We start from the raw sequence: 206 nt of genomic DNA, 5'->3' as shown, positions 1-206 counted from the left end.
CCCTAGCCTACTCCCCTTCACGCCCCGGAACCTCATCGGGTATGATATTTTCCAGGCTTGATTTCCCCGGCAGATCGATTTCGGGTATATTATCGTCATCGTATACATTTGCCTCTGTTGTCTTTGAGGGCATTTTGATCTCTCTCATGGTACAACCTCCTTGCACTTTTTTGAATAGTGTGTGCAAAAACGATGGAATTATACAC

The 206-nt window shown here is 45.1% G+C and carries 1 protein-coding gene; it reads right to left on the bottom strand.

Annotation, left to right across the window (positions count from 1 at the left end; all coding sequences use genetic code 11):
• Positions 1 to 7: 7 nt before the first annotated feature.
• Positions 8 to 148 carry a hypothetical protein gene (locus HJY11_RS14960; protein WP_157134235.1) on the bottom strand — a complete coding sequence of 47 codons (141 nt, stop codon included), beginning with the start codon at positions 146 to 148 and terminating at the stop codon, positions 8 to 10.
• Between the last annotated feature and the right edge of the window lie 58 nt (positions 149 to 206).

The organism is Bittarella massiliensis (ex Durand et al. 2017), from assembly GCF_017566145.1.
Lineage (GTDB): Bacteria > Bacillota > Clostridia > Oscillospirales > Ruminococcaceae > Bittarella > Bittarella massiliensis_A.
This window is presented reverse-complemented; position numbering and strand designations above follow the sequence as displayed.

What these genes read in the sequence shown, in the direction of transcription:
- HJY11_RS14960 (WP_157134235.1), bottom strand. Translation starts at nt 148, where the DNA reads ATGAGAGAGATCAAAATGCCCTCAAAGACAACAGAGGCAAATGTATAC.